The 9,495-nt window shown below is 70.1% G+C and carries 5 protein-coding genes and 1 pseudogene; 3 read left to right on the forward strand and 3 right to left on the reverse strand.

Annotated elements, in window-relative coordinates:
- Window positions 1-149, forward strand: a pseudogene (locus TVH25_RS19250) (PLP-dependent aminotransferase family protein); the annotation flags it as partial.
- Window positions 150-201: 52 nt separating this feature from the next.
- Here TVH25_RS19250 and TVH25_RS19255 read toward each other — a convergent pair.
- From TVH25_RS19255 to TVH25_RS19265, 3 genes are read right to left on the reverse strand one after another with little or no spacing between them, the layout of a single operon-like run.
- On the reverse strand, window positions 202-4,356 hold the full coding sequence (locus TVH25_RS19255; protein WP_422425229.1) for a TIGR02680 family protein: 4,155 nt from the start codon (window positions 4,354-4,356) through the stop codon (window positions 202-204).
- The gene (locus tag TVH25_RS19260; protein WP_296551532.1) at window positions 4,353-5,489 is read right to left on the reverse strand and encodes a TIGR02678 family protein; all 1,137 of its coding nucleotides are present in this window, start codon (window positions 5,487-5,489) and stop codon (window positions 4,353-4,355) included. Before TVH25_RS19260 ends, TVH25_RS19255 begins: the two co-directional genes overlap by 4 nt.
- The gene (locus TVH25_RS19265) at window positions 5,486-6,994 is read right to left on the reverse strand and encodes a TIGR02677 family protein (protein ID WP_422425230.1); all 1,509 of its coding nucleotides are present in this window, start codon (window positions 6,992-6,994) and stop codon (window positions 5,486-5,488) included. Before TVH25_RS19265 ends, TVH25_RS19260 begins: the two co-directional genes overlap by 4 nt.
- A gap of 194 nt (window positions 6,995-7,188) precedes the next feature.
- Between TVH25_RS19265 and TVH25_RS19270 the strand changes: the two genes are divergently transcribed.
- Window positions 7,189-7,680 carry a MarR family winged helix-turn-helix transcriptional regulator gene (locus TVH25_RS19270; RefSeq protein WP_422425231.1) on the forward strand — a complete coding sequence of 164 codons (492 nt, stop codon included), beginning with the start codon at window positions 7,189-7,191 and terminating at the stop codon, window positions 7,678-7,680.
- A complete protein-coding gene (locus TVH25_RS19275) occupies window positions 7,673-9,463 on the forward strand; it encodes an AMP-dependent synthetase/ligase (RefSeq protein WP_378527484.1) in 1,791 nt (596 codons plus the stop codon). Before TVH25_RS19270 ends, TVH25_RS19275 begins: the two co-directional genes overlap by 8 nt.
- Window positions 9,464-9,495: the final 32 nt, after the last annotated feature.

A 9,495-nucleotide genomic window follows, 5' to 3' on the forward strand; every position in this document is an offset into this window, starting at 1 on the left:
GCGACCGGGTGATCGTCGACCACCCCACCTATCCGAATGCGCTCGAAGCGATCCGTCGTCACGGCACCCGTCCGGTGCCGGTCCCGGTGCGCCCGGAAGACGGACCCGCCGGCGGCGGGGCTCTCGACGGACTTGCCCGTGCCGCCCGCCCCCCCCCCCCCCCCCCCCCCGGCCCGTGTCACGGCCGGGAAGAGCTCCGGGTCACGGGAGTGACGGACGCACGTGGCGCGTGCGTCCGTCCCAGTGCACCCGCGTGGTGACCGCAGACCCGTCCTGGAGGCGGCGTACTTCGTAGATGTCGAGTGCCGGCACCCCCGGGACGCAGCCCCACAGGGCATGGCCGGTCATCACGAAGTCGATGTCCTGCCGTACGAGCAGCCCCATGAGCTCGCCGATGGTCGGCTCGTCGATCTTCGCGAACGCATCGTCGAGCAGAACGAGGCGCAGCGCCAGATCGGTATCGGGCAGTCCGGACAGGTAGCCGTCCGCGGCGGCGAACAGCGACACGTACGACACGAACCGGGTCTCGCCCTGGGAAATCTTGGCGCGCGTGGAGATCCTGCGTTCCTGATCGGGTTCGGGACCCAGGATCGTCACCTCGACCGTGTGCCACTGGCGGTAATCCAGCGCCTGCGACAGGTGCGTGGCGTATCCGGCCGACGGATCGGTGGCATGTGACGCTTCCACCCGGCGACGCAGCAGCTCGAGGAGTTCCTCGCTGTCACCCGGTGACCGCTCCCCGGTGAGCAGACGGGTCACCAGAGCCGCGTCCGCATCCTCGCGCACCGGGCGCCACGCGATGCGCACCCCGATCCCGTGGGTGGTGCGGCTGTCGGCCAGGCTGGTGTTCATCGCAGCGACAAGCTGTTCGGCCTGGGTGATCCTGCGGCGCAGTTCGTCGGCGACCCCGCCCAGCACGAAACCGGTGAACACGTCGCGTTCACGCTGGGACAGTGCACGACTCTCGTCCTCGACGCGCTTGGTGAGCTCGGCCAGCACGCCGGTGGGTGTGGTGTCGTCGCCGACGCCGCCGATGTTCACCACATGCGCGGACTCGGTGACGGTGTGCCGGACCTCGAGACGATCGGAGATGTCGCGATCGAACCGCTGCAGCGCGGCGAGCATCCGGTTGTCGCCCGTCCCGGTGCTCGCGGGCAGCACGCTCAGCAGTGCCTGTGCAGCGGTGCGCACGTGGTCGGGGTCGTCGAGGTGCGCGAGCGGCTCCGCCTGAATGTCGGCGGCTGCGGCGATTTCGGGGAGTTGCATCTGTGCCGACAGCCGGCCGGCCGCGGCGGCGAGTTCGTCGCGGTCGCGCCGGAGCCGCTCCCGCACGGCGGCGCACTGCTGAAGGACCTCCGCGACGGCCTTCCCGAGGTGCTCACGATGGGTCACGGTGCGACGGCACTGTTCTTCGGTGCGCGCGCGTTCCGCGTCCGAATCGCGCAGCTCGCGAGCGAGATCGGCGGCATCGACGTCGAGTGCCTCCACCTGTGCGGCCACGACGGCTGCCTTGCCGTGCCACTCGTGCCAGCACGACTCGGCGTTCTCCTCTGCCTCGGCACGCACGTCGGACGCGGACGCGAAACGGTCGGTGGCCGCGGCGAGTCTGTCCCGTGCGGCAAGCACGTCACCGACATCTCGCGACAGATCCAGGCAGGTTCTCTCTGCGACCGCACAGGTCGAGACCACCGCTTCGAGGTCTGCCACGTCCCGCGGCAAGGAAAAATGGGTGCAGGTGGCTCGGTGGGTGTCGAGATCGGTGGACCATTGGGTCCGCAGTGTCGCGGCGTGCTTTCTGAGTTCGGCCGCGGCGGCGGCGCTGACCTGCGCGCGGCCGTCGGCCTCTCGGTACCGGTGCAGCGCTTCCTCCAGGGCTCCGGTCGTGGGAGCCGACGACGCATGAGCATGCACCCGGGCCCGGCTCGTGGCCGGATCGCCGTGCTCGGCGGTCCGGCGCTCGGCGGCGAGGTCGAGTGCCGCGAGGTCCGCGGTGATTTCGTCGAGCCGGATGCGCCGGAGGGCGGTGGCGGCGTCGCGGGCACCCGCGCCGATGTAGCGCGCGGACTCGGCGGTGTGCCGCCCGCGCAGGACCCCGTTGTGCCATCGTCCGTCCCGCGACACCGACGCGACCGCAGCGGCGTCTTCGAACCCGATCGCGGACAGGACGGCCGTGATCGCGGTGAGCGGTACGTCCGTCTCGGGGGCGGGTACGAGCACCGTCGACAACGGTTGCCGCGGCGGTTCGCCGCGAGGCGAGACGAGGACCTGGCCGGTGTGCGCGCGGAGCCTGCCCTCGCCGTCCACGGTCGCGGTGAGGAAACCGGCGGCGAGCAGCGCCGCTTCGATGCCGATGCGGTCGTCTTCACCGAGGGTGTCGGCGAAGTCGACTGCCCGCCACAGCGGTGCACCGTTGCTCGGCGACTGCCACGGCGCTCCCACGGGAGTCCCGTCGTCGGCGTCGAGTGCGTCGCGTTCCTCCGCCAGTGCCCGGCGCCGGGCGTCGTCGGTGCGGTCCTGCGGCGGCGCGACAGCGGTCTCGTCCAGCGCGTCGACGGCTGCCTCGGCCGCGAACGCCGGCAGGGCGCCGAGTTCCGAGAGGATCGGGTCGGCGTCTGCATCCGTGTCGGTGTCGGCGTCGGTGATCGACTCCAGATACGCCGACAAGCGGCGCATCAGCCCGACCGCGTCGAGATCCGGCAGGAGCGCGGACGTCGAGTCCGAGGTGAGCCACTCGCGCCAGCCGTGCCGCAGCGACAGTGCCGCGTCGTCGAGCCGGGCAGCGGCCTCGAACCGCTGAGCGGAGTCGCGTTCGGCTTCCCGGGCGGCGCGCTCGGCGGCTGCCTCCGCTTCGCGTACGCCGCGCCCCCACAGGTCGAGTCGCCGGGCCTCTCCGAGTCGCCGGGACGCCTGCTCGCGGCGACGCCGGGCCGCCGCGGCCGCGTATTCGGCTGCGGCCCTGGCCTCCTCGCATTGTTCGGGGACGAGCGTCGCCCGCGCGATCGTCGGTCGCGGCGCCGACTCGGGGGGTGCGTCGCGGTCGGTGCGCACCGGGTGCAAGGCCGGTACTTCCCGGTCGATGTCCAGGCGGACGTCGGCGGGAAGTGCGCCGGGCGGGACGGTGGCGGCGGTGAGTTCGCGTTTCGCCAGCGCGAGGCGTTCGGTTGTCCGGTCGACCGCCGCGGACAACTCGTCCAGGAGTTCGCCGGCACGGTCTGCTTCGAGGCGCTCGTGGGTGCGCGCTCGCGTCGCCGCGGCGATCGCCTGATCCGCGGCGAGCCCGAGAGCGTCGACCGCGAGCTGACGTTGGGCAAGGTCGTCTGCGGTGCGGAACAGTTCGTGGGTCTCGAGTCCCCGCATCGCGCGCTCGAGTTCGGAGAGCTGATCGCGGCGCTCGCGCAGTCGTGTCTCGGCGGCGGCAGCCTGCGTATCGAGATCGGTGGCGTCGGCTTCCGCTGCTGCCAGTTCGCGCCGGGTGTCGGATACGCGGTCGGCCGCGGCGACCGCAGCGTCGGCGCTCGCGCGCAGCAGGTCGGCGGCGTAGCGCCGATACACCGCGTGGAACTGGCGCACGCGCGTCAGCGATGCCTCGAGCTGAGCCTGCGCTCGACGGCTCTCCCCGAGCAGATCGAGCTGACTTCCCGCTTCCACCAGCATGTTGTCGGCGAGCGGGGGAAGCGCATCGGAAAGGATCTGCGGCAGCCGGCCTTCGTCGATCCGGTTGCCCACATCGGGCGACCGCAATGTGTGGAGCAATTGCAGCAGCCCGGTGTACCGGTCGCGACCACCTTCGCCTCGGAGCCCGAAGACCAGGTCACGGACCGTGTCACGATGCCGGTCGGGTTCGCGGGTGAGCTTGTCCGCGCCGATTCGGGCGGCGAGATCGTCACGCGAGAGCGGAGCACGGAACTCGTCGACGAGCACGAGGTCGTGCCCGATCCGAAGCTCGGTGGTGAAGAAGTGCACCTCGCTGCGGTGCGCCGTGGCGCTGTACCGGATGTGCGCACCGATGGTGAGGTGACCGGTGGGGCGTGCCAACTCGATCCACAGATAACCGATCCGGTTGGTCTGTCCGGCAGCGCCGGTGCGCATCAGTTCGTCGAGGTCGACCTTGGCGGCGCCGGTCGCATCCATGCGTTTGCGGTCGGCGTCGAGAAGAAACGGCAACAGCATCTCGAGGGCACGCGACTTGCCGGATCCGTTGGTGCCCCGCAGGATCATCCGGCCGCCGGGCAACGTGAACTCGGTGTCGAGGTAGTGCCACACGTTGACGATTCCTGCTCGCGACAGTCGCCAGCGATGGGGATGGCGTACCGGAACGCTGTCGTCGTGGAGCAGAGCGTCGGAGGAGTGGGTCATGTGGCAGATCTTTCGGCGGCGGTGGGGCGGTAACGGGCGGCGGGGGCGGCCAGCATCAGTCCGTCCTCGGAGGGTCGGGCGAGGCCCAGTCGCGTCAGCAGCGACGTCACGTCGCGTCGGAGCAGCGGAACATCACGGACGTAGTCACGGCGCCACGTTCGTGCATGCGCCGCCACGAACTCACCCAGCAGGACATCGAGGGCAGCCGTGTCGACGTGCAGGTCCGCACCCGGTTCGGTGTCGTAGCGGTCGGTGAGTTCGGAGACGAGCAGCAGCGCCGCCTGCTCGACCGTTCCCGCTCCGGGAAAGGGCGCGTCGGTGAGTTCACCGTCGGGGTCGTAGGCCAGGGCGCCTTCGGTGCGCACCTCGAGCACCAGTCCGAAGTCCTCGTCGAGCCGCCGGGTGAGCTCGGCCCGGTCGCGGACGAGCACCTCGACGGCGTCTGCGTCCAGGTCACGGCGAGCCACGAACGGGTCTTCCACCAGCCGTCGGTACAACCGGCGCGCCGCCGGTTCCTGCACGGGCGACGCCACGATTGCCGCCGGTCCGGTGGCCTTGTGCAGCGGACCGGACATCAGATGGGGGAGCAGCGTCCTGTCGACCGTGAGCGGAACGTCGCCGGGAAGATCGTCGACGGCAGTGCCCTCGCCGCCGGGTTCGGTGAGGACGCCCCACTCCTGGAGTGTCTGCAACGCCGACACCAGGTGCCGACGCTCCGACAGTGTGTCGCCGAGCGCGATTCCGTGTTCGTCCGCGTCGGCGCGGATCTGGTCGACGAGGTTCGAGACGAGCACGCGGTCGTCCGCGCCGGGGGCGAGCAGGGCAGCGCAGACCAGTGCGAGGTACATGTAGGCGGTGGCCCCGAACTCGTCTCCGTTGCCGCGACGCACGGGCCGGCTCGGGGCCGAACCGTCGAGCGGTGCTTTCGTCAGCCGCGCGAACGAGGTGTCGACGACGAGTGTGTATCCCAGTTGCTCCGCGAACATCGACTTCAGAGCCGTGGCGTGTCGCCGTACCAGTTCGAAGGTGTCGGGGTCCTGCGCCGCGGTGAGGATCGGCTGCTGGAGCAGTACCCGGGCCGCATGCCGGCGGCCGGTGGTGTCCTGGGCCACCGTGCCCGTCGTTGTGGTCACTCCGTACCTGTTCTCTGCGAGTCGGTGTCGGTCTGTGCACGGGTGCCGGTCGGTGCACGGCTGGCGGGCACCGAGGCCCGCAACGAGAGCGCGTGCACGGTGAGGTCACCGTCGGGGCAGTGCACCACCGTGTCGGGCCCCGGCTCGGCGGTGAGGGAGAGCCCGAGGTCGTGGTCGTCGACGCGTGCGGGGCTGTCGAGCGACCGCGAGCGCGCCAGCAGTTCCCCGAGCGCGTCGAGCAGCAGGGTGCGGGCGAGGTCGGAGACATGTGCGCCGTTCAGGTCTCCCGCACCGCACAGTTCCTCGACGGCCGCGGCCCGCTCCTGCGACTCCTGGGTCGCGAGCGCGTCGGCACGTGTGCGATCGGGCGTCGGATCGGGGATGCGCGCCGTGCGTCCGCGGGGGGAACGGTCGCCGCGTTCGCGGAGCGAGACCGGAACATGCACGGGATCGGCGTCCCACCACGACGTGCCCGGCCCGACCCGGGGGTCGGGTTCGTCGGGGCCGAGAAGAAGATGCCGGCTGGGGTAGGCGCCGAAGGTTGCCGCGAACAGGCGGTGCGCCTGCTCGTCGGAGGATTCGGCGAACCATCCGGCGAGCCGCAGCAGGTCGGCGCGGTGGGAGAAGCCCGGTGTGGCCGACGTGAGTCGCCGCGTGTGTACCAGCAGGCGGGTCAACGCGTGGGCTGCCGCGTCCCGCAACCGGCGCGGTCCCGAATCCTCGTCGTACCACCGGGCGAGTTCGTCCCAGTCGCTGCGGGTGCGCCCCGGCGACCGCACGACACCGGCCGGGTCGGGCAGGCCTGTGGCGGGCAACGCGGCGAGCAGCAGGTCCAGCCGGGGTGCCAGATCGCGCAGCCGGGTGGCGACGAGCGGAGCGTACTGCGCGACATCCGAGGTGACGACGTCGAGATACTCGAGCAAGACGAGCTTGAATTCGGTGTAGTCGTCGTCGGACAAGTCCAGCCGCGCGAGGACCCCGCCGAGGTAGGTATAGAAATCGGCGACGCTGTCGGTGAACATCCGGTGGTGTGCGAACACGCCGGTGACGTGGCCTGCGAGCGCGTCGGGATCGGCGACGGAACCCGAGTCTCCGACCAGGGCGTCGATCAGGACGAGCGCGTCGGCGATGCGGCCGAGCGACTCGCGTGCCACCTCGCGCGCGCCGTCACGCGACGACAGCACCGCGGCGGCCTCCCGGTGCACCCGGGCTCCGGGAACGGTGGTGCGATAGCGGGCGCGGGCACGGACGTAGTCGGTGACGGCGCTTCCGCCGGTGTCGCGTCCGGACGCCGCGAGATTCCCCCAGTGGACGAGCCGGCGGCAGCGCGCCTCGACCACGTCGGCGTGCAGCGGGGTGCTCGTGGCGGCGAGGGCCGACGCGATGTCCGCGGCGGACAACTCGGCGAGAAGGAGACCGGAGAAGCAGTCCATCACCGCGGTGTAGTCGTCGGCTTCGTCGGCGACCAGATATCGGAACAGGTCTCGGCCGCCCCCATCACCCATCCGAACCTCCCTGCACGTGCGCCGTCACGGTAGGGACAGGCTAGCGGTGCGGACCGTCCCGGTATCGGTCGCCCGGCGGCGCCTCGAGAAGCGTGACAACGGTCCAGGCCTGCTCGCGCGCCGGTCGTGGACGGATCACAGGGACGGGTCGTACCGATTAGTGTCGCAGCACACCCCGCGCCTATAGTTGCCCTGTGCAACACGAGTGGCAGGCCGGGACGCCGGCCGAGACCGAAGTGGCGCAGGTCTACGACGAGTTCGTGCACCTCGTCCGCTTCCTGACAGCCGGAGAGCGCGCACACGACAGCGCGCTCAGTCTGGCTCAGCACTCCCTGCTCGGATTCATAGCCCGCCATCCGGGCTGCCGTGCCACCGAGATCTCGGAGACCTTCGGCGTCAACCGGTCCACCGTGTCCCGCCAGGTGCGCAACGCCGTCGAGGCGGGGTGGGTCGAGGCCACGGCAGGCCCGGTCAGGACGGGTAACCCCCTGCGCTTGACCGACCGCGGCCGGGCGATCCTCGACGACACCGTGCTGCGCAGGCACGGCGAGATCCGGGCGGGTCTCGCCGGATGGGAAAAGGACGATCTCGACCGGTTCGTGCACCTTTTGCACCGCTTTCGAAGCGGCGTCGAGTGGGGCGCCACCCGGACTCCCGACCAGAACGATGGAGATATCAGTGCGTGAGTACTCGACCCCTGCCCAGTACACCATCGGTGAGGACGAGTCCGTGGTCCACACGGTCTTCGAACATGCGGAGAAGACCCCGCACCGAGTGATGTATTCGCGCCCGGTGGGCGACGAATGGATCGGTGTGACCGCAGGTCAGTTCGGGGAACAGGTCAGCGGCGTCGCCAAGGGCCTGATCGCCGCCGGCGTCCGCCCGGGTGACCGTGTGGCGCTGCTGTCCGCGACCCGGTACGAGTGGTCGCTGTTCGACTACGCGATCTGGGCGGCCGGTGCGGTGTCGGTGCCGATCTACGATTCGTCGTCGACCGAGCAGATCCGCTGGATCCTCGAGGACTCCGAGGCGTGTCTGGCCATCGTCGAGACCCCGCGTCACGAGGCACTGTTCGTCGGCATGCCCGAGACGCTGCGGCGTGTCGTGCAGATCGAGGCGGACGCGGTCAACACGCTGCTTGCCGAAGGTGCCGACGTCGACGATGCGGAACTGAAGGCGCGTCTGGCGGGTATCCGCTCGGCCGACCTCGCCTCGCTCGTCTACACCTCCGGCACCACGGGTCGCCCCAAGGGCTGCATGCTCACGCACGCCAACTTCCTGTCCGAGGTCCGCGCGATCCTCACCTCGTCGGTAGGCGCGGTCGCCAAGCCCGGAAACCGCGGCCTGACCTTCCTGCCGCTCGCCCATGTGCTCGCTCGCGCGGTCTCGCTCGCGTTGTTCGAGTCGGGCGCGGCGCAGGCCCACTGGGCGGACTTCTCGACCGTCTCGGGACAGTTCACCCGGTACTCGCCGAACATCATCCTCGGCGTTCCGCGGGTCTTCGAAAAGGTGCGCGACGGTGCCGCGGCCAAGGCCGCCGCCGGCGGCAAACTCAAGGGTGCCATCTTCGCGTTCGCCGAGCAGACCGCAGTCGAATACAGCGAGTCGCTCGACCACGGCGGCCCGACGTTCACCCTCAAGGCGAAGCACGCGCTGGCCGACAAGCTGGTCTTCTCGAAGCTGCGCGAGGCGATGGGTAACCAGTGCTGGTACGCCATTTCGGGTGGAGGGGCACTGAGCCCCAAGCTCGGCCACTTTTTCCGTGGCGTCGGCGTTCCTATCTACGAGGGTTACGGACTGACCGAGACCACCGCCGCACACAGCGTCAACACCCCGGGCGCCCAGAAGATCGGCACCGTCGGTCAGCCGATGGGCGGCAACAGCGCGCGCATCGCCGCCGACGGGGAGATCGAACTCCGCGGCAACGTCGTGTTCAACGGGTACTGGCGTAACGATGAGGCCACCGCCGAGGTGTTCGACGACGGCTGGTTCCGTTCCGGAGACCTCGGATCGATCGACGACGAGGGATACGTGTCGATCACGGGCCGCAAGAAGGACCTCATCATCACCGCCGGAGGCAAGAACGTCTCGCCCGGGCCGCTCGAGGACCGCATGCGGTCGCACACCATCATTTCGCAGGCGGTCGTGATCGGAGACGGACGGTCGTTCATCACCGCGCTGCTCACCGTCGACCCCGACGTCTTCGAGAACTGGAAGACCGAGAACGGCAAGCCGTCCACCGCGACGATCGCCGATCTCCGCCACGATCCGGCTCTCCGCGACGCTCTGCAGACGATCATCGACGACGCGAACACGATGGTGTCGCATTCGGAGTCGATCAAGAAGTTCGTCGTGCTCGAGCGGGATCTGACCGAGGAATCCGGCGAGCTGACGCCGACGCTGAAGATCAAGCGCAATGTCGTCACCGAGCGGTTCGCCGCCGATATCGAGGCGATGTACCGCAAGTAGTCTCCTGCCGTGCAGCCACCCGATCCTCGGAC

The organism is Rhodococcus sp. 7Tela_A2, from assembly GCF_049311045.1.
Lineage (GTDB): Bacteria > Actinomycetota > Actinomycetes > Mycobacteriales > Mycobacteriaceae > Rhodococcus.